The organism is Streptomyces sp. NPDC057307 (genome assembly GCF_042667665.1).
In the GTDB taxonomy this organism is placed as follows: Bacteria; Actinomycetota; Actinomycetes; order Streptomycetales; family Streptomycetaceae; genus Streptomyces.
Genome location: NZ_JBHUZM010000143.1, coordinates 1 through 18,835, shown reverse-complemented (window position 1 = coordinate 18,835; position 18,835 = coordinate 1). Strand labels below are relative to the sequence as shown.

Annotated in this window: 17 protein-coding genes and 1 pseudogene; 8 read left to right on the top strand and 10 right to left on the bottom strand. The window is 72.4% G+C overall.

What is annotated here, in order from left to right:
* Positions 1-123: 123 nt before the first annotated feature.
* On the bottom strand, positions 124-411 hold the full coding sequence (locus ACFUN8_RS31505) for a hypothetical protein (RefSeq protein WP_383645100.1): 288 nt from the start codon (positions 409-411) through the stop codon (positions 124-126).
* Positions 412-526: 115 nt separating this feature from the next.
* On the opposite strand from ACFUN8_RS31505, the gene ACFUN8_RS31500 reads away from it, so the two are divergent.
* Positions 527-1,663, top strand: coding sequence for an amidase (locus tag ACFUN8_RS31500; RefSeq protein WP_383645112.1), 1,137 nt, complete (start codon positions 527-529; stop codon positions 1,661-1,663).
* Between the two features lie 41 nt (positions 1,664-1,704).
* The gene (locus tag ACFUN8_RS31495; protein WP_383645097.1) at positions 1,705-2,577 is read left to right on the top strand and encodes an alpha/beta fold hydrolase; all 873 of its coding nucleotides are present in this window, start codon (positions 1,705-1,707) and stop codon (positions 2,575-2,577) included.
* Here the strand turns inward: ACFUN8_RS31495 and ACFUN8_RS31490 are convergent.
* On the bottom strand, positions 2,546-3,697 hold the full coding sequence (locus tag ACFUN8_RS31490; RefSeq protein ID WP_383645094.1) for a ferritin-like domain-containing protein: 1,152 nt from the start codon (positions 3,695-3,697) through the stop codon (positions 2,546-2,548). The two genes, ACFUN8_RS31495 and ACFUN8_RS31490, sit on opposite strands and share 32 nt — an antisense overlap.
* Positions 3,698-3,869: 172 nt before the next feature.
* Between ACFUN8_RS31490 and ACFUN8_RS31485 the strand changes: the two genes are divergently transcribed.
* A complete protein-coding gene (locus ACFUN8_RS31485; RefSeq protein WP_383645092.1) occupies positions 3,870-4,856 on the top strand; it encodes a diiron oxygenase in 987 nt (328 codons plus the stop codon).
* Between the two features lie 65 nt (positions 4,857-4,921).
* Here ACFUN8_RS31485 and ACFUN8_RS31480 read toward each other — a convergent pair whose 3' ends face one another.
* Together ACFUN8_RS31480 and ACFUN8_RS31475 are read right to left on the bottom strand one after the other, a co-directional pair.
* Positions 4,922-5,425 (bottom strand): hypothetical protein, encoded by a 504-nt coding sequence (locus ACFUN8_RS31480; protein ID WP_383645089.1) that lies wholly within the window; start codon positions 5,423-5,425, stop codon positions 4,922-4,924.
* A 77-nt stretch (positions 5,426-5,502) separates the two neighbouring features.
* Entirely contained in the window at positions 5,503-5,991 is a 489-nt protein-coding gene (locus ACFUN8_RS31475) for a hypothetical protein (RefSeq protein ID WP_383645086.1), read from the bottom strand.
* A 262-nt stretch (positions 5,992-6,253) separates the two neighbouring features.
* Here ACFUN8_RS31475 and ACFUN8_RS31470 point away from each other — a divergent pair, with 262 nt between their 5' ends.
* The 3 genes from ACFUN8_RS31470 to ACFUN8_RS31460 all read left to right on the top strand — a co-directional run bounded on the left by ACFUN8_RS31470 (position 6,254) and on the right by ACFUN8_RS31460 (position 10,750).
* On the top strand, positions 6,254-6,526 hold the full coding sequence (locus tag ACFUN8_RS31470; RefSeq protein WP_383645083.1) for a hypothetical protein: 273 nt from the start codon (positions 6,254-6,256) through the stop codon (positions 6,524-6,526).
* A 226-nt stretch (positions 6,527-6,752) separates the two neighbouring features.
* On the top strand, positions 6,753-9,356 hold the full coding sequence (locus ACFUN8_RS31465; RefSeq protein WP_383645109.1) for a PQQ-binding-like beta-propeller repeat protein: 2,604 nt from the start codon (positions 6,753-6,755) through the stop codon (positions 9,354-9,356).
* A 185-nt stretch (positions 9,357-9,541) separates the two neighbouring features.
* The gene (locus ACFUN8_RS31460) at positions 9,542-10,750 is read left to right on the top strand and encodes an NlpC/P60 family protein (RefSeq protein WP_383645080.1); all 1,209 of its coding nucleotides are present in this window, start codon (positions 9,542-9,544) and stop codon (positions 10,748-10,750) included.
* Positions 10,751-10,780: 30 nt separating this feature from the next.
* On the opposite strand, the gene ACFUN8_RS31455 is transcribed toward ACFUN8_RS31460, so the two are convergent.
* Genes ACFUN8_RS31455 through ACFUN8_RS31435 form a run of 5 tightly spaced genes read right to left on the bottom strand, consistent with a single transcriptional unit; the run spans position 10,781 to position 16,542 of the window.
* Entirely contained in the window at positions 10,781-12,028 is a 1,248-nt protein-coding gene (locus ACFUN8_RS31455) for a styrene monooxygenase/indole monooxygenase family protein (protein ID WP_383645077.1), read from the bottom strand.
* Between the two features lie 45 nt (positions 12,029-12,073).
* Positions 12,074-12,718, bottom strand: coding sequence for an ATP/GTP-binding protein (locus ACFUN8_RS31450; RefSeq protein WP_383645106.1), 645 nt, complete (start codon positions 12,716-12,718; stop codon positions 12,074-12,076).
* Between the two features lie 19 nt (positions 12,719-12,737).
* Complete coding sequence (locus ACFUN8_RS31445) at positions 12,738-13,205, bottom strand: DUF742 domain-containing protein (protein WP_383645074.1); 468 nt, start codon at positions 13,203-13,205, stop codon at positions 12,738-12,740.
* Positions 13,202-13,684 (bottom strand): roadblock/LC7 domain-containing protein, encoded by a 483-nt coding sequence (locus ACFUN8_RS31440; protein WP_383645071.1) that lies wholly within the window; start codon positions 13,682-13,684, stop codon positions 13,202-13,204. The genes ACFUN8_RS31445 and ACFUN8_RS31440 overlap by 4 nt, the downstream gene beginning before the upstream one ends.
* Positions 13,681-16,542, bottom strand: a complete 2,862-nt coding sequence (locus ACFUN8_RS31435; RefSeq protein WP_383645103.1) for a nitrate- and nitrite sensing domain-containing protein — start codon at positions 16,540-16,542, stop codon at positions 13,681-13,683. Before ACFUN8_RS31435 ends, ACFUN8_RS31440 begins: the two co-directional genes overlap by 4 nt.
* Positions 16,543-17,100: 558 nt before the next feature.
* On the opposite strand from ACFUN8_RS31435, the gene ACFUN8_RS31430 reads away from it, so the two are divergent.
* A complete protein-coding gene (locus ACFUN8_RS31430; RefSeq protein ID WP_383645069.1) occupies positions 17,101-17,883 on the top strand; it encodes a hypothetical protein in 783 nt (260 codons plus the stop codon).
* Between the two features lie 83 nt (positions 17,884-17,966).
* Here ACFUN8_RS31430 and ACFUN8_RS31425 read toward each other — a convergent pair whose 3' ends face one another.
* Positions 17,967-18,461: a MarR family winged helix-turn-helix transcriptional regulator gene (locus ACFUN8_RS31425; RefSeq protein WP_382570874.1), complete on the bottom strand. Its 495-nt coding sequence runs from the start codon at positions 18,459-18,461 to the stop codon at positions 17,967-17,969.
* Between the two features lie 213 nt (positions 18,462-18,674).
* Here ACFUN8_RS31425 and ACFUN8_RS31420 point away from each other — a divergent pair.
* Positions 18,675-18,781, top strand: a pseudogene (locus ACFUN8_RS31420) (lysozyme); the annotation flags it as partial.
* Positions 18,782-18,835 lie beyond the last annotated feature (54 nt).

The following is an 18,835-nucleotide window of genomic DNA, read 5'->3' as shown; positions in this document are numbered from 1 at the left end:
ACGAGGCCGATCCTCCGCCTTGCGATGCACCGCACCAGCCGCCGCAGGCCCCGCCCTACGGGCGGACGGCGCTACTTTGAAGACAGGACCTAGGCCGGGTCCAAGGCGTTCTGGTCGGTCGGGTCAGAGCTTGCCCAGGCCGGTCTGGATGTCGTCCATGTTCATCACCGGCTGGAAGGTCACCTCGGCGCCGAGGTCCTGGAAGAACGGCTCGGCGACGCTCGGAATGTCGGAGGCGTCCTTGAGGTCGAAGACGACGTAGGCGGTGCGCATGCCGTCCTGGCTCCCGAAGTACGCGGTCTCCGGCTTGATCCGGTCGAACACCGACTTCAGGGTGGTGGGCAGCGTGCGGTCCGCGATCGCCTTGTTCGCCTTCTCGGTGTCCATCTGTACCGTCAGCAGCACCCTCATGGTCGTCCCGCCTCTCACCAGCGCCGCCGGCACATCCGTGCCGCCCGTCAAGCCTGGGCGCGGTTCGGGGGGCCCGCAACCGGGGAAGGGCGTCGGAGTGACTCCCTGGTGGACGGTGGCCGAGGCGCTGGAACGGATCGACCGGCTCGACCCGGAGCTGTCCGCGTTCGTCGAGGTGTGGCACGCGCGGGCGCTGGAGCGGGCGCGCACGGTGGACCGCCAACTGCCGTTGGCGGGGCTGCCGTTCGCGGTGAAGCGCCCGACGGGCATCCGCTCGTACGCGGCGGGCCGGCTGATCGCCGCCGGGGCGGTGCCGGTCGGTTCGACGGCGGTGCCGGGGCCGGGGACGTACTGGCAGACCTGGGGCCTGGGCGCGCACGGCCGTACGGTCAATCCCTACCGCGCCGACCGCACACCCGGTGGTTCCTCGGCGGGCTCGGCGGTGGCGGTCGCGGCCGGTCTGGTGCCGCTGGCGACGGGCAGCGACGGAGCGGGGTCGGTGCGGATCCCGGCGGCGTGGTGCGGGGTGTTCGGTCTGAAGACGACGAACGGGCTGCTGCCCTCGCCGGACCGGACGGGGCTGGCGACGGCGGGGTTGCTGACGCGGCGGGTGGCGGACGCGCGAACCGCTCTGCGGTGGGTGCTGGCCGGGTACGAGCCGGGGGCCGACTCCGGGGTGCCGGTGTCCGCCACGTACTCGCCGGATCTCGGTTTCGCGCGGACCGATCCGGCGGTGGAAGCGGTGGTACGGGCGGCGGTGGACCGGCTGGTGGCGGCCGGGGTCGTACGGCTCGACCGGGCCCCCGGCGCAGTTGTCGACCTGCTCGACCCGCGCGAGGCGTGGCTGGCGATACGCGGCGGTGCCCCCGGAGCGGGCACGGGCGCGGGCGCGAATGCGAGTACGGACGCGGATGCGGGCACGGATGTGCGGGCGGAGAACAACCGGCGGCTCGACGCGTACTTCGCGCGTACGCCCCTGCTGCTCACGCCAGTGACACCGAACCGTCCGCACGGCCACGAGGGTCCGGGTCCCGACGTCTACTCGACGGCGCTGACGTGGGCGTTCAACCTGAGCGGCCATCCGGCGGCGAGCCTGCCGGCGGGATTCACGCCGGACGGCTGTCCGGTGGGGCTCCAACTCGTCGCGGAGCGCGGCTCGGACGTGGCGCTTCTCGATGTCGCGGAAGCCGCCGAGAAGGCCCTGCCCCTCATCCATCATGGACCGCCGAGGGGGCGGATTCCTTCGTCCTGACGGATGATCTTGAAGCCTCGCACCGCGCCTACGGTGGGGCCATGCCACTTCATATCCATGACCACGGCGGCGAAGGCCCGCCCCTGCTGTTGCTGCACGGCGCCGGGCGCTCGCTCGCCGACTGGGACGCCGCCGTACCTCTCCTCACGCCGTACCACCGGGTGCTCGCGGCCGATCTCCCGGCGCACGGCCGCTCCGACGGCGACACACCCTGGACGTTCGACGCGGCGGTCGCCGCGATCGAGGAGGCGCTGAGCGCGTACGACGTCCCGGACGCGATCCTGGTCGGTCATTCGCTGGGCGGGATGCTCGCCGCAGAGTACGCCGACCGGCACCCCGGAGTGACACCGGGCGTGGTGAACCTCGACGGCCTGTGGTGGGAGCCCGTCGAGAGCTACACGGGTGAGGACCGCGAGAGCCGCGAGCGCTTCGGCGAGATGACGCGGGCGGCGGGCGGGCAGGTGGCGCCGCCCGACTATGTGGAGCAACAGGTCGCGTACGCGGACCGGTTCGGCATTCCGGCCGCGCGGGCGGAGGCGTCCGCCCGGGCCTCCGCCCGTGAACTTTCCGACGGCGGCTGGCAGTTGCTCCCCGTACGGGACCGGTGGCTGGAGCTGATGGACGCACTGGACGGGCTGGACCCGCTGCCGACGATGCGCCGGCTGAGGTGCCCGCTGCTGGTGGTCGTGGCGCGCGGGCCGCAGCCTCCGATGCCGGGGATGGAGTGGTTCGAGAGACTGACGGCTACTCATGTCCGGCGGATGAACGCGGAGTTGGCCGCGCTCGTGAACGCGCGCCCGACGGCCGCGACGGCGGACGTGGACGCGACGCACGCGATGCTGCTGGAGGAGCCGGAGGCGGTGGCCGAGCTGGTGCTGGCGTTCACCCGGACGGCGGGGACACCGGCGTCGTAGCGGACGTCGCTCCATCGTCCTCGGCCCCTTGAGCGATGGCGTCGGCGACCTCGGCGACCCTGGCCCGTTCCTCGGCGGCGAACCTCTCGCGGTCGAGGCGTTCGGCGATCTCCTCGTCCTGCGACATGAGGAGATCGAGGCTGGAGTCGCCGAGGTCGAAGACGCCCATGTCCAGATACGCCTTCTGCAGCCGCTGGCCCCACAGCCCGATGTCCTTGACGCACGGCACGATGCGGCTGAAGAGCAACTTACGGAACAGGTGCAGGAATTCGGACCGCTCGGCCAGTTCGTCGGCCTCGGCCCTGGGGATGCCGAAGTTCTCCAGCACCTCGACGCCGCGCAGCCGGTCGCGCATGAGGTAGCAGCCCTCGATGACGAACTCCTCGCGTTCGCGCCGCTCGGCGTCGGACAGCTGCCGGTAGTAGTCGCGCAACGCCATCCGCCCGAAGGCCACATGGCGGGCCTCGTCCTGCATGACGTACGCCAGGATCTGCTTGGGCAGCGGCTTGTCGGTGGTGTCGCGGATCATGCCGAAGGCGGCGAGGGCGAGTCCTTCGATGAGGACCTGCATGCCGAGGTAGGGGATGTCCCAGCGGGAGTCGCGCAGGGTGTCGCCGAGCAGCCCCTGCAGGTTGTCGTTGATCGGGTAGAGCATCCCGACCTTCTCGTGCAGGAACCGCCCGTAGATCTCGGCGTGCCGCGCCTCGTCCATCGTCTGCGTGGCGGAGTACAGCTTCGCGTCGAGGTCGGGCACGGACTCGACGATTCGCGCGGCGCACACCATCGCGCCCTGCTCGCCGTGCAGGAACTGGCTGAACTGCCAGGACGCGTAGTGCCGGCGCAGCTCCCCCTTGTCCTTCGCGGTCATCTTCGCCCAGTGGCGCGAGTCGTGCAGGGGGAGGGCCTCGTCGGGGGTGCCGAGCGGGTCGTACGGGTCGACCTCCAGCTCCCAGTCGATGCGCTTCGCGCCGTCCCACTGCTTGTCCTTGCCCTTCTGGTAGAGGGCGAGAAGGCGTTCGCGGCCGTCGTCGTAGTCCCACTGGAAGCGGGCGGCGCCGGTGGCGGGGACGGCCCAGACGGGCTGATCGGGGGCGTGGACATAGAGATCACGGCTCGACATTGGCGGCTCCTTCGCCTCAACCCCCGTATGAACCATGGACATTTGGCAGGTTCACACGCTGTTGGACGTCGAGTCAACAAGTGGCGCCGAGGGGATTGACGAGACCTGCTGACAGGAAGTCTTATAAGAGGGTCGAGAACCGTACCCCCGGTAACACGAGGTGCCCTCAGCCATGACAACAGCGCACGAACTCCACCCCGAGCCGGACCCCGCGCCGTCCACCGCGCCGTCCACCGAGCCGGACGGCATCCAGCTCCTCCACGACGCGCTGGGCCCGCTCCGGGATCGCGAGCAGGTGGCGCGGCGCCTGCTGGAAGCCTCGGCCAAGCACTCCTTCGACCCGGACAAGGACCTCGACTGGGACGCCCCGGCGGAGGACGGCAAGTGGTACTGGCCGCCGGAGCTGGTCTCCCTCTACGACACCCCGCTGTGGCGGCGGATGTCCGAGGAGCAGCGGATGGACCTGGCCCGCCACGAGGCGGCGTCGCTCGCCTCGCTCGGCATCTGGTTCGAGATCATCCTGATGCAGCTGCTGGTCAGGCACATCTACGACAAGTCGGTGACCAGCGACCACGTCCGTTACGCGCTCACCGAGATAGCGGACGAGTGCCGCCACTCGATGATGTTCGCGAGGATGATCCAGCAGGGCGGCGCCCCGGCGTACCCCGTGCCCCGCGTCTACCACAACGTCGCGCGCCTGCTGAAGACGGTGTCCACGACGCCGGGTTCGTTCGCGGCGACGCTCCTGGGCGAGGAGATCCTGGACTGGATGCAGCGCCTGACGTTCCCGGACGAGCGCGTCCAGACGCTGGTGCGCGGCGTGACGCGGATCCATGTGGTGGAGGAGGCGCGCCATGTCCGCTACGCCCGGGAGGAGTTGCGCCGCCAGATGGTCACGTCGCCGCGCTGGGAACAGGAGCTGACCCGTCTCACGGCCGGCGAGGCGGCGCGCGTCTTCTCGGTCTGCTTCGTGAACCCCCAGGTCTACGAGAACGTGGGCCTGGACCGCCGCGAAGCCGTCACCCAGGTCCGCGCGAGCGGCCACCGTCGAGAGGTGATGCAGTCGGGCGCGAAGCGCCTGACGGACTTCCTGGACGACATCGGGGTCATGCGGGGAGCGGGCCGGCGGCTCTGGAAGGCGTCGGGCCTGCTGGCGTGAGGGACCGGTCCGCCGGGGGCCGCCGCCGGGCAGCCGGCCTCGGCCGGTGGACCGGCTCGCGCGGGCTAAAGATCGAGGACCGCCCACAGGCGCCGGCCGTCGACCGCGGTATCCGTACCGCACGACACCGCGCCCAGGGCGGCGAGTTGGGGCAGCAGCGTCTCGTCCGCGACGGTGAGCCCTGTCCGATGGCTGAGGGCGACGATCAACGCCTGGCGGTCCTGATCGGCGAGGTGCACGGACACGCGTCGCCCACCGTCCGCGACGGCGGTCGAGACGAGGAGCGCGGTCAGATCACGGGCCGCCCGGTCCGTGGCCGGGTAGCCCCAGTCGCGCAGCCTGGCCACGACCGCGCCGGACGCCTTGGCCGCGGTCCACGGGGCGGCCTCCAGCCCCCAGGTCGCGGCACGCCGGTTGATCATGCTCATCCGCGCCCGGCCGTGCGGGGCGGGCGCGGCGGACTTCGGCTTCGTGTCCGATGTCGGCCGGGCCGGCTGCGGGGGCCGCACCGGCCGCTTCGGCGGGGACGGCGTCCTCGCCGGGTACTCCGGGCGGTGCTCGGCGGACATGCGGCGCTCCCGACATCGGCGGTCACCCACTGTACGGCGGTCGTCACGGGTTCCGCAGGGTCGAGCCCGCCCCCGGCTCAGCTCTTCGCCCGGCGGCGCAGCACCAGCGTGGTGCCCGCCGCCGCCAGGGTCACCAGCGCCGCTCCCGTCGCGACCTTCGTCGCGTCCATGTCCGTGACGCTGCCGCCCAGACCGCCCCGGGCGCCCCGCGACGGGGTCGTCGTGCCGACCTGGAAGGTGAACGTGGACGGGCCGCCGTTGGGGCAGGCGATGGTGATCGAGTTGCTGCCCGCGCGGGCGTCGCGGCGGATCGTGGCCGTGCCCCGGTAGACGCCTTCGGCCGAGCCCGAGGAGAGCGTGACCGAGCCCGTGAAGGCCGCGGACGAGGCCGTCACGGAGCTGGCCCGGCAGCCGCCGTTGAGGGAGATCGTGACCGACGAGCCGGGGGTCGCCGGGCTGGGGCTGACCGTGAGGGTCGGCTGGCCGCCGGCCTGGGCCGTCGTCGCACCCGCGCCCAGGACCAGGGAGGACAGGGCTGCGGTGGCGAGGATGCGAGCAACGCGCATGGTGGGGGTCTCCGCTTCCTTGGCGCGGTGCGGGCGGCGTCTGCCACCCGCTCGGGGAACCGAGCCGTGGCCTTCATGAAAGGCAGACGCGCCGTCAAGCGGCGCGCCGAGGCGTGCCGCCGGGTTCCGTCGAACGGCCCAGCGCCGACGGCTAAGCCGCTGGTCGTGGCGGTGGCCCGGAGGCGCTCGGCGGGAGGGGGGCCGTACGCCGCAGGGGTGACCGGTGTCCGCGCCCGGCCGGGCGCTGCGCGACACTGGCGGCGTGAGAAGCGAAGAGACCGTCTTTGTCGGTGGGCCGCTCGACGGTCGCGTCCTGCCCGTGCTGACCGGAACGACCGGGCATCCGCCGAAGTGGTACGAGGTCCCCGTGCCGGACGACGCCGGCGGGCCGCCCACCGTGTTCGCGTACCGGCGCGTCCCCGCCGGGTACAGCAAGCGGCTCGGACTGCAACGCGGCTGGAAGTACGAGTACGTCCCCGAGGGACGTGAGCGGCGCGCGCTCAAGTGGCCCTGGTCCAAGCCCGACCGCGGCTGACGCGACGATCCGGGAGACACGATCCGCGGACACCCCGAGCGCCGAACTCCCCGGCCGTACACGGTCACATATCGTGCGGCGGACAGGATGGGTCGGGCGCCGTCCGGGTCCTGTCCGGCGGATCGCGCCCGGCGCGCGGGCGGACAGCGCCGTTCGTCGGACACGACCTAGGATCGACCGAGCCGGAGACGACCTCCCGGCCGAGCCACCAGGGGGCATTCGCGTGATGGAACCGCTGCAGCACGACGACCCGCGCCTCGTCGGCCCTTACACCGTGCTGGCGCGGTTCCGGGAGTCGGCGAGTGCGGTGCGGTATCTGGCGTACGGCGCGAACGGCGCCACCGTCGTCGTCTCCGTCGCCCGCCCCGCCCTCGCCGCGCTGCCCGCCTTCCGGCGGCGCTTCCAGGCCGAGGCCCGGACCGCCGAGCGGCTGGCCGGTGGGTGGGTGCAGCCGCTGCTCGACTTCCGTACGGACGCGTCCGGGGAGGACACGCTCTGGACCGCGACCGACTACGTCCCCGCGCTCACCCTCGGCGAGGCCGTCGCCGTCGCCGGGCCGCTGCCCGAGCGTGCCGTGCGGATACTGGGCGCCGCGCTCGCCGAGACACTGTCGCGGGTCCACGCGACCGGAGCCGTACTGCACGGGCTCGCTCCCGACACCGTGACCCTCGCCGCCGACGGACCGCGCCTCACCGCCTTCGGGGCGCTGGGCGCGGCGGCGTCGGCCGAGGCCGCGGAGGGCGGGCGGCTGTCCGTACGGCTCGGGTATCTCACCCCGGAGCAGCTCGACGGCGAGGTGCCGGGGCCGCCGGCCGACATCTTCGTACTGGGGCTGCTGCTCGCGTACGCGGCCACCGGTACGACGCCCCTCACCGAAGGGCCGCCAGACGCGGCGGCCGACCGCATCGCGCACGGGACGGCCGAACTCGACGGTGTGCCGGAGGAGTTGCGGCCGATCGTCGCGCGCTGTCTGGCGAAGGAGCCGGGCGAGCGGCCGACGGCCGGGGCCGTCGCGGCGGAACTGGCACTGGAGGGGGCGGCAGCCGCGGCGGCGGCCGTGCCGAACGGCTGGCTGCCCGGCGTGCTGTCCGCCTCGATCGCCGAACAGGCCGCCCGAGTCGACGCGTTGCACACGCCGCTGGACGCGCCGGAGAGCGGTCCGCAGGACGACAGGCCGCAGGACGGACCGCAGGACGCCGTTCCCGGTGCCACGCCCGCCACGCCCGCCGAACCCGACACCCGCACCACCCGCATCGGGCGGCCCCGCACCGCCTCCGGCAGTGAGAGCGGTGTCGTCGACCGGCCCACAGCCGCCCTCTCGGTGCCCCACGCCCGGCCCGAGCCGACCGCGCTCCCCCTGCCCCCGGCCGCCGCCCCGGTGCCGCACCAGGCCCAGGCCCTGCCACCGGGACCTCCCGGACCCCCCGCCCTGCCGCCGGGACCGGCGCCGCTGGCCGCCCCCACCGGCTCCGGCTCGGGCCGGTTCGCCGCGCTGCGGCGGGGGCCACTCGGGCAGCCCCTCGGGCGGCGCGCGCTCATCACCGGGATCGTCGCCGGCGCCGCCGGGCTGGTCGTCGGCGGCGGGGGCGTACTCGCGCTCGCCGACGACGAGCCGTCCGACGACACCGACAGCAAGCCCGGCAACGACACTCCCAAGGGCCTGACCGGACTGCCGCCCGAAGCCCTCTGGGCGTACGAGCACAAGGTGGCCGCCGAGGAGATCCTGAACGCCGCCGTCGTCGGCGGCCGGACCCTCCTCCTCACGACGGAGTCGGGCGCCACCGGCGTGGACGTGCGCACCGGCAAGCGCGTCTGGCAGAACCCCGACGCCGCCGCCCTCCACCAGGCGCTGCCCGCCTCCGGCGGACTCGCCTTCGTCGCCGGAACGACCGGTCTGCTGTGGATCTCGACCGTGTCCGGCGCGGTCAAGCACCGTGTCGACTACGCGGACGGCATCACGGACGTGCCCGGCCTGACGGTCGCGGGTGTCGCCGGGACCGACGACGGCCAGGTCTGGTTCACCGGGTCGCACACGTCCGGCACGGGGAAGGCGGCCAAGGTCAGCACCTTCCTGTTCGCCTTCGATCTGACGACCCGTAAGGAACTGTGGCGCTCCGCGATCTCCAACGGCCGTGCCCCGTTGACTCCCGTGTACCAGCTGATCGCCGTACGGGAGGCGGACATCGTGGTGCGCCAGGACGCCAAGTCGCTCCTGCCCGCCCAGGTCAAGGCGGGCAAGGGCAAGGCCGTCTACCACTGCTTCGGCCGGGCCGACGGCAAACTGACCTGGTCGAAGTCGTTCGGCGCGGTGCCGCCCGCGGGCGGCTCGGTCGGCGACGCGGAGGGCCGACTGTTCGCGGCGGCGGCCGACCAGTTGTACGCGTACGACACCGCCGACGCCAAGCAGCTGTGGCGCAAGGGAGGCGCGCCCAGGGTGCCGGGGCAGAACGCGTTCGCCTTCGGCACCGGGACGCTTCTCGGGTCCACGCTCTACGTCGCGAACCGTTTCCAGGATGTGTACGCGGTCGACCCCGACTCCGGCATGGAGCGCTGGAAGAGCACGACCGAGGGCCCGGCCTGGACCGGTGTTCCCCGGCTCTGGCTCAGCGAGAGCGGCCGGACGGTGCTGTCGGCCGACGGGCTTCAGGTGACGGCCTTCGGGGCGGCCGACGGCAAGCGGCTCTGGAAGTTCCAGAACGCCGGTGGGCCGGCCCCCTCCCCCGCCGCCGACGGCGCGGCTGTCGCCACGCCCGCGTACCAGCCGCTGATGGCCGGGAGGACCACGGTGATCCGGCGCGGCGGCACGTTCTACGCGCTGCCGGTCGACTGAGCCACGGAACTCACCGCGTCGGGGGCCGCAAACCGCCACGCCGGGGGCCGTGATTTCGGCCCGCCGGGGGTGGTGGCGTGCCGCCATCTCGCCCAATTGTGCGGTAAGCACATCAGAGCCGGGCAATTGACGCCGCATCATCACCTTGGGGTCGGACAGGCCGCCCCGCAGCTGGAGGTGATGGTGTGTCAGGCAGACTCCCGCGGTCCGTCTGTACGGCGGCACTCGCCGTCCTGGCGGCGCTGCCGTGCGCCGCGCCGGCCGGCGCCGCACCTGTTCCCGACGACGGCGCCCCGCGCGGCGTCTCCGAACTGCTCACCGAGATGCGGAAGCTGTACCAGCAGGCCGAGGAGGCCACCGAGGCGTACAACGCCACCGAGGTGAAGCTCACCGCCCAGCAGGCCGAGGTGAAGAGTGTCGGCGCGGGTCTCACCGGCGCCCGCGAGGCGCTGGTCCGCAGCCGCGCCCAGATCGGACAGCTGGCCCGTCAGCAGTATCAGGGCACCTCCGAACTCTCCTCCTACGTCCAATTGTTGCTGTCCAGGGATCCCCAACACGCCCTGGACCAGCAGCATCTGATGGACCGTGCGCAGAGCGACCGGCTGTCGACCGTCGCGCGCCTCACCAACGGCGAGAGGCGCGCCGACACGCTCGCCGACCGGTCACGGAAGGCTCTCGACGAGCAGAAGTCGCTCGCCGCGAAGCAGAAGAGGCAGCGCGACGCCGTCCGGACGAAGCTGACGGACGTCGAGAAGATGCTCGCCTCGCTCACCACCGAGCAGATCGCGGCCATCGCCGAACGCGAGGACGCCGACACGGACAAGGCACAGGAGAAGCTGATCACTTCGGGCGCGCTCGGCGACGCCGCGAGCGCGCCGGGGGACACCGTGGCGGCAGGGAGCACGGCGAGCCTCGGCAGAAGCCTCCGGACGCCGTCGGCAGGTGGCGGCGAGGCGCTGACGTACGCCGTCGGGCAGATCGGCAAGCCGTATCTGTGGGGCGCGGAGGGGCCGGAGTCGTACGACTGCTCGGGGCTGACCTCGCGGGCCTGGTCGCGCGCGGGGGTGAGCGTGCCCCGGACGAGCCAGGAGCAGTGGGCCGAGCTGCCGAGGGTGCGGCTGAGCGAGCTGCGCCCCGGCGATCTGGTGGTGTACTTCCCGAAGGCGACCCATGTGGCGATGTATCTCGGCGACGGGAAGGTGGTCCACGCTCCGCGCCCGGGGGCCCGCGTGAAGGTCTCCCCCCTCGCGTCGAATCCGCTGCTCGGCGCCGTACGGCCCGATCCGGACGCCCGGCCGCTCGACCTGGAGTCGTACGAGCCGCCGGAGCTGCCCCCCGGCGCCGCGGCGGGTGCCGACACCGGCAACGACTCGACCACGGCGCAGGCGGGTTGAGGCAGCCGCGTCAGGGCGCCCGGGGGCGCGTCAGCCGGCCGCGCTCTCGCCGCCGACGGCCGCCAGATACGCGGCGGTCCTCTCGGCGTCGTAGAAGAAGTTCTCGAAGTCCGCCGGATCGTTGAAGCCGTTCGCGAACCGGTCGGCGACCGGCTGGAGTCGGCCCGCCGCGGCGAACAGGTCCAGCACGTGTTCCGGCGGCGGGGCGAGCATGGCGTTCGTCCACCGGGTGGTGTGCCGCGCGCTCTCCCAGTGCCGGTCGAACGTCGCCCGCATCCACGCCTCGTCGAACTCCCGGTCGCCGTGCGCCACGATCGACTCCAGGTACGAAGCGGCGCACTTGGAGGCCGAGTTGGAGCCCTGCCCGGTGAGCGGGTCGTTCGCCACGACGACGTCGGCGACGCCGAGGACGAGCCCGCCGCCCGGCAGCCGTCCGACGGGGTGCCGGACGACGGGCGTGTAGCGGCCTGCCAGTGTGGCGTTCGCGTCGGTCAGCTCGATCTTCATGGCGCGGGCGTACTCCCAGGGCGTGTAACGCTCCATCAGCTCCAGCGTCAGCGAGAGATGGTCGCCCGGGTCCCTGATGCCCTGGAAGGCGTCGACCGGGCCGCCGGGTATGCCCTCCCAGAAGAGGATGTCCGCGCGGCCGCTGACGGTCAGCGTCGGCATGACGAAGAACTCGCCGACGCCGGGCACGAGGTTGCAGCGGACGGCGTCGAACCCGGGGTGTTCGGGGCGCGGGCCCAGCCCGTGGACGTACGCGACGGAGAGCGCCCGCTGCGGCGTGGCGTACGGGGAGCGCGTGGCGTCCCTGCCGAACATCGCGACCAGTTCGCCCTTGCCGGCCGAGACGAGGACGAGGTCGTACACGCGGGAGAAGTAGTCGAGGTCCGACACCGCCGCACCGTGGATGACCAGTTGGCCGCCGCGCTGGGCGAACGTCTCCATCCAGCCGGCCATCTTGACCCGTTGGTCGACGGACTGGGCGAATCCGTCCAGCCTGCCCACCCAGTCGATCGCGCGGGAGGAGTCGGGCGCCGCGACGGAGACACCGAGGCCCTCGACACGGGGGGCCTGGGACTCCCAGAAGCCCAGCTGGAGATCGCGCTCGTGCTGGAGCGCGGTGTGGAACATGCACTGGGTGGACATGACGCGGCCCCACCGGATCTCGTCGGGTGTCCGGTTGGACAGCAGGGTGACCTCGTACCCGTACGACTGGAGTCCGAGGGCGAGCTGGAGGCCGGACTGTCCGGCACCGACGACGAGTATCTTCCGCATGGCGGGGGGTCTCCGTTTGTTGCTGCCTGCTTACCGGCCGTCAGGCTATTCGGATACCGCTTCCAGGGCGTGGCCCACCAGCGCGAGCAGCGATTCGACGACGGTGATCCGTTTACGCGCGTCCATGATCATCACGGGTACGCGCGCGGGCACGGACAGCGCCTCCCGTACGTCCTCCGCCTCGAACGACTCGGTGCCCTCGAAGTGGTTGACGGCGACGATGTACGGCAGGCCGTAGCTCTCGAAGTAGTCGAGCGCCGGGAAGCAGTCGGAGAGCCTGCGGGTGTCGGCCAGGACGACGGCGCCGATCGCGCCGCGCACCAGGTCGTCCCACATGAACCAGAAGCGCTGCTGGCCGGGGGTGCCGAAGACGTACAGCACGAGGTCGTCGTCGAGCGTGAGGCGGCCGAAGTCCATCGCGACGGTGGTGGAGGTCTTCTCGGGGGTGGCCGTGAGGTCGTCGGTTCCCTCACTGGCCCGCGTCATCACGGCCTCGGTACGCAGCGGCCTGACCTCCGAGACCGATCCGACGAAGGTCGTCTTGCCGACGCCGAAGCCGCCCGCGACCACGATCTTGGTCGCCACGGGCGCTCGGGTGCGGTCCAACTGCCAGTCGCGCAGGCCCTCTTCGGCGGGATCCGGGCCGGCGGGCACGTCGGTTCCGGTGGACACGTCAGAGCCGCCGAACACGTCGGTCCCGGTGGACACGTCAGATCCGGCGGAGTCCACCCAGCACCCTTTCCAGCAGCGCCCGGTCCGGGTGGTCGCTGTCGTGGCCGGTCCCGTACACCCGGATCTTCCCCTGGTCGGCCAGGTCGCTGAGCAGCACCCGGACGACTCCCAGCGGCATCTTGAGCAGCGCCGAGATCTCGGCGACGGTCCGCATCCGTCTGCACAGCTCGACGATGGCGCGCATCTCCGGCATACCGCGCGACGGCGAGGCGCCACCGCCGCCGTCATGGCCACCGCCGCCGCCGTCGTTCGCCAGTTCCTTGCGCTCCTCCGCGGCCTCCAGCGCGGCGACGAACGTCTCGACCAGCAGCACATGGCCGAAGCGCGTCCTGCCGCCGGTCAGCGAGTACGGGCGTACGCGCGCGACGCGGCGTCCGGGGCCGCGCCCGGGAAGGCCGCGGGCGGAACGCCCTCCGGCCGGTCCGGACGCGGACACCGATGTCATCGGGCGCTCTCCATCGACTTGCGCAACTCGCTGCGGAGTTCGGGGGTGAGTACGTGTCCGGCGCGGCCGACGAACATCGCCATGTGGTACGCCACGACGTGCATGTCGCAGTCGGCGCCGGCGTGCAGGCCGAGCAGCGAACCGTCGCTGATCGACATGACGAAGACGCTGCCCTCGGTCATCGCGACCATCGTGTGCTTCACACCGCCGCTGTCCATCAGTTCGGCCGCACCGAGGGTGAGACTGCTGATGCCGGAGATGATGGTCGCGAGGTCGGCGCTGGAGCCGCGCGGGCTCTCGCTCCCGCCCGCGCTGTCCGCGGCGTCGTGCTGTGCCGGGTCCGAGGAGAGCAGCAGCAGTCCGTCCGACGAGACGACCGCGACGGAGCGTGCTCCTCGCACCTCCTCCACGAGATTCGTCAACAGCCAGTGGAGATTGCGGGCTTCACTGCTCAGTCCGAATGTGCCGGTCGCCGTCAACTGCGTGCCTCCTCGACAGTTTCCCCCGTCTCATCCGTACGAGTGTCGGTCCCCTCCGCGGCGTCCTGCTGCCGCGGTACTGAACTGCTCTGCGCTGAACTGCTCTGCTTCCGCACTTCGGTCTGCTCCAAAAGCTCGGCGTCGGCGTCGCGCCGGCCGTCCTTGGCCCCCCGGTGGAATCCACCGAGCCTGCGGCGCAGCGCGTCGGCGTCGACGCTACCCGGCCGATCGGCCGTCGTGGTGGCGGGCTTGAGGACTTTGGGGGTGCGCTTCGGCAGACCCTTGTCGGTGACGGCTTCGGTGACGGCTTCGCCGACTGCTTCGGTGGGCGCCTCGGTAGGCGCCTCGGTGGGTGCCTCGGAGACGGGCTCGGCGACCGGACCGGTGACGGGCGCGGAGCCGGGCTCGGTGAGGGGTTCCGTACCGCCCGTCTCTTCGATGCCGTCGGCGGGTTCGGCGACGTCGGCGACCCGCTCGTGCGCGTCGGGACCGATGGCGTACGGGTCGCCGGTGGGCGCACCGTCCTCGGCCGCCCCGTCCCCCGCCACCAGCGGGTCCCGGTCCGAACGCCCTTGCAGCATGTTGGAGTTGGCCTCCGCCGCCGACCCCGGCAGAAGCAGCGCCGGCGCCGCGCCCGTGGTCGTGACCTGGTACGGGGCCGCGATCGGCGGGACCGTCGGGAGCAGTGCCTGCGGCAGTACGACCATCGCCGCGAGCCCGCCCTGCTGGTGCTCGCGCAGCGTGACCTCGACGCCGTGGCGCGAGGCGAGTCGCGCCACGACGCGCAGGCCGAGACCGGCGCCGTCGGTGCCACTGCTCGCCTCGCCGGCAGTGCCGCCGTCGGTAGCGGTGGTGAGCCGCTCGTTGAGTTCGGCGATCCGCTCCGCCGCCATGCCGATGCCCTTGTCCTGCACGGAGAGCATCACGTCACCGCTCTCCAGCAGCCAGCCGGACAGCTCGACATGGGCGTCGGGCGGCGAGAACGACGTGGCGTTCTCCAGGAGTTCGGCGACGAGATGGCTGATGTCGTCGGCGGCGAAGCCGGCCAGCTGGGCGCGCGCCGGCAGCGACTGGATGGTGACCCGCTCGTACTTCTCGATCTCGCTGACGGCCGCGCGCAGGACGTCGACGAGCGGTACCGGGCCCGGGTAGCCCACGCCGGGTTCGTCCCCGGCGAGCATCAGCAGGTTCTCGCTGTGCCGGCGCATGACCGTGGCCAGGTGGTCGATCTTGAACAGGACACCGAGCCGGTCCGGGTCCTGCTCGCGCTCCTCCAGGCTCTCGATGACGCCGAGTTGGCGCTCCACGAGGCCGAGCGAGCGCTGCGACAGATTCACGAACGTATGCCGGACGGTGTGCCGCAGCGCTTCCAACTGCGCGGTGATGTCGGCGGTCCGCTGCTGGAGTTCGGTGCGCTGGTCGGCCATCGCCTGCCGGGCGCCGATCAGTCCGGTGCGGTCGCTGTTGAGCTTCTCGGCGCGGGCGGACACCTCGGCGAACTTGGCGTGCAGGCTGTTGAGCGACCGTACGACCTGCCCGAACTCGTCGTTGCGGCCGGTGAATCGGACCGGTTCCCCGGTCGCGGGTTCGGCGGCCAGGCGGGCCGCGCCGATACGGAGGACGGCGAGCGGCCGGGTGAGCGTACGCGCGACGGCGGTGGACGCCCCGACGCCGACGATCAGCAGTCCGCCGAGGAGCGCGATGCTCACCTCCAGTGAGGTGACTTCGTCGTCGCGCAGCCGCTCCAGCCGCTTGAGCTGGCCGGAGCCGATGCCGGACTCGACGCCGCGCATCTGCTCGATACGGCTGGACAGCGACGACTCGACCTTCTCCTGGTCGGCGTCGCGGTCCTTGTCGGAGAGTTCGGGGCTGTCGGCGAGGCTGGACAGGTACTTCTCCGCCGCGGTGACCTCGGGCCCGGTGACCGTCGTGGCGAGGGAGTCGCGTGCCACGGCGCCCGCGGACTGGTCGAAGTCGGCGAGGGAGGCGAGTTCATGGACGCGGGACTGCTGGGCGGCGGCGCTGAGCGCGTCGCGTGTGCGGTCGTTCTCGGCGGCGTCACCGTCCTCCTTCGGCTGGATCGGAAGACCGGTGAAGGGGTCGTACTGCGGTGCGGCGCTCTTGGGCTCGGGTACGGCGAGCGCGGCCAGCAGCAGGCCGCGGGTGGCCGACGCCTGCTCGACGGCGCGGCCGAGCGCGGCGGGGGCGCGGGTGCCGTCGGCGGCCTCGGGCGGAGTCTTCTCGGCGACCTCGTCGCCGACGGCGTGCAGTTTGGCGATGACGTCCGTGTACGCCTGGTACGCCTCAAGGGCGCTGCCCTTGCCGGTGAGGGCGGTGCGGCGGATGGACGGGACGGTGGAGAGGTCCCTGCGCAGGCCGGGGGAGGCGGCGGCGTCGATCTCGTCGATCTGCCGGTCGACCCGGGTGGCGGGGGCGCCGCCCGGCGCGCTGCCGGCCTCCTCGGCACCGTCGGCCTTGTCGCCACCGTCGCTCTCGGGTTCCTCGCGGCCCCCGGCGATATGGACGACGACTTCGTCCCGCTCGTCGGCGAGGGAGTGGGCGAGGACGGCCGTCTGCCGGTTCAGCTCGGCGAGGGTGACCAGGCGCTGGGCGTCGGTCAGTTCGGACGAGGCGCCGAGGACGGCGGGCATACCGGCCGCGACGACGGTGACGCCGACGACGGCGACCGCGACGACCAGCCGGCTGCGTACGCGTACGGGCTTCCCGGCGGGAGCCGCGGTCACGTCGGCAGCACCGGGCGCACCGGGCGCACCGGACGACACCGCCTTACGGGGCTCTGTCGAGCCCTGGGACCCGCCGCGCGTGCCGCTCTTGCCCCGAGGCCGCTTCTTCTGCACCGGTGCTCGCATTCTCGACTCGTCCGCCCATGAAGCGGAGATGACGTCCGGTCACATCCGGATAACCCCTCCACCCCTGGCACGGCTTCCGACCATTCCAGCGTTTCTCGGAGGGGGCGCGTATCGGCCGCTCCGCCACCTGAACGAGTGAACATCAAGGAGGAGTTGGCGAACAACTCGCGCGGGCGCGCGACACGGATGTGCACGGTGGGGCGGTTGGAACTTACGCGTGAGCTTTGGCAGGATGCCGGGCCGCATCGTCGCGGAGCGGGTCATTCCGGCCATCCGGAGGCCCGGCACCGGCGCCCACGCGAAGGAGAGAGTACGCCGGGTACGTGGCGCGGTACGGGGAGATGCCCCGGCGTACGCGGAGGCGTACGGAGGAGAGTGCGAGGGGGAGCCCGAGGCGCGCACGGCGCGTGCGGGAGGCGTGCCCGTCGTGCGCGGAGTGCCCGTCATGCGCATCGTGGCCGCCGTGCACGGAGGCGCGGAAGGCGCCGGGCGGAGGCCGACGGAGCCGGACGTAGCCGGGCGGGGCTCTCCGGCAGACTGGGGTTCATGCGCATCGACATCGCCACCGCCCCCGGCAGCCACCCCCGCCCGAACGAGGACTGGACGGCCGTGGCCGCGCCCTCCGCGGGCAGCGGCGGCACGCTCGTCGTGCTGGACGGTGTGACACCTCCGCCGGGCAGCGACGGCTGTGTGCACGGCGTCCCGTGGTTCGCCGCGCGACTGGGCGGGGCGCTGACCGAACTGTCCGCCTCACGGCGGGAGATGGCCCTCGCCGACATCCTCGCGGAGTCCATCGGACGCACGGCCGACGCCCACCGTTCCACGTGTGACCTTTCTCACCCCCGCACACCGCAGGCAACCGTCGTCATGGCGCGCTGGGACGCGGACTCGGTCGAGCATCTCGTCCTCTCGGACTCGACCCTCCTCCTGGAGTCGCCGGACGGGGAGGTGCGGGCCGTCGTGGACGACCGGCTGGACCGGATCCCGCGCGCGGTGCGCCGCCAGGCCGCCGCGACGGACGCCCTGCGCAACGCGGAGGGCGGCTTCTTCACGGCGGCCGTCGACCCGGGCGTGGCGGCGAAGGCCGTGACGGGGCGGACGCCCGCCTCGGAGGTACGCACCGTCGTGGGCCTCACCGACGGCGCGGCGCGTTGGGTCGAGGTGTTCCGGGAGGGCTACTGGGCGGACTGTCTGGCGCTCGTCAGGAAGAGCGGACCGCAGGAGCTGATCGACCGGGTACGGGCGGCGGAGTCGGCGGACCCGGACGGGGTGGCGTTCCGGCGCGGGAAGCCGTACGACGACGCGACGGTCGTGTACGTGGAGCCGTAAGCCGTAGGGCCGCCCGCCTTTCGGCTCCGCCGACAGGCCGGCCCCGCTCCCCCGCTCCCCCGCATCCGCCTCGTCGGGCTCCCTCAGCTCTCCGCGCGCGCGTTCAAGTGGTGCAGCAGTCGCGCCAGTTCGGCGACCTCCGCCCGGTCCCAGTCCGCCAGCTTCCGCACGTACCGCTCGCGCCGCGCGTCCCGCACCCGGCGGAAGCGCGCGACCCCCTCACCGGTGAGCCGGACCAGCGAGGCGCGACCGTCGGCCGGATCGGGCTCGCGCGTGACCAGCCCGAGGGCTTCCAGCGCGTGCAGTTGACGGCTCATCGTCGCCTTGCCGACCCCGAAATAGACGGCGAGATCGGTGGCCCGCTGATGACCGGTCTCCTCCAGCCGTACGAGAAGTCCGTAGGCGGCCGGCTCAAGTTCGGGGTGGACTTCGCGGGCCATTTCGCCGGAATTGGCTCTGGCGCGTCGCAGGAAGACGGCCAACTCGCGCTCCAGCGCCAGGAATTCGTGGTCCACATCACTTTTCCCGGCCGGTTCGGGTTCATTCGCCGTACTGTCTCCGTGCACGTCAGCACCCATAACACCCATCGCGCGCTTTCCCGCTCCTGAAAGTTTCCGTCACCGGGGCCCATTGCCACAGCTCGGTCATTATTTCGCAGGTTTATACCAACGGCAGCAGCCGGAGGGCCTTCCGCCGCTCCGTTCCACCCACGTAGCGTCGTTCGCGGCGCGAGTGTTGGCATGTCTACACCACGACATGCGTCACCCTGCCGCGCGCCGCGAGCGCCGACGGCGCCCCCCGGCCGTGACGCCGTGATCTACACGGCCACCAGCTGGTGGACCCAGTGCACGGGCGACTGCAGCGGCTTCGGGCCACGAACCCGCTCCGGGTGGCCCGCGTCGTGGCGCTCGCCAACGGCTGACCGGGCACCGGCACGCGCACGAGGTGGACC